Below are 240 nucleotides of genomic sequence, written 5' to 3'. Positions count from 1 at the left end.
TGCTCGTTCAGCACGGCCGCGCCGATGCCGGGCAACTGCTGCGCCGCTTCATGCCCTTGCGGCGTCAACTCCAGCTTGACCATCCGATGATCGGCGTCGCTACGCGTGCGCTGCAAAAAGCCTTTCTTTTCAAGGCGGTCCAGCAGACGAGTCATCGAGCCGCTGTCATAGGACATCACGCGCGACAACTCGAACGGCGTGTTCGCGCGCCCGGCAGCGAGCAACAGGATCACGCCGATC

At 63.3% G+C, this 240-nt stretch carries 1 protein-coding gene; it reads right to left on the bottom strand.

The genetic code is table 11. The features are described from left to right. Positions 1-240 (bottom strand): MarR family transcriptional regulator (locus SB753_RS40905; protein WP_410805659.1); only part of this gene is annotated, 240 nt, incomplete at both ends.

It is taken from the genome of Paraburkholderia sp. SIMBA_053 (assembly GCF_046534895.1).
Taxonomy (GTDB): domain Bacteria; phylum Pseudomonadota; class Gammaproteobacteria; order Burkholderiales; family Burkholderiaceae; genus Paraburkholderia; species Paraburkholderia caledonica.
The sequence above is the reverse complement of the archived record's forward strand: the minus strand, read 5'-3'. Positions and strand labels throughout refer to the sequence as shown.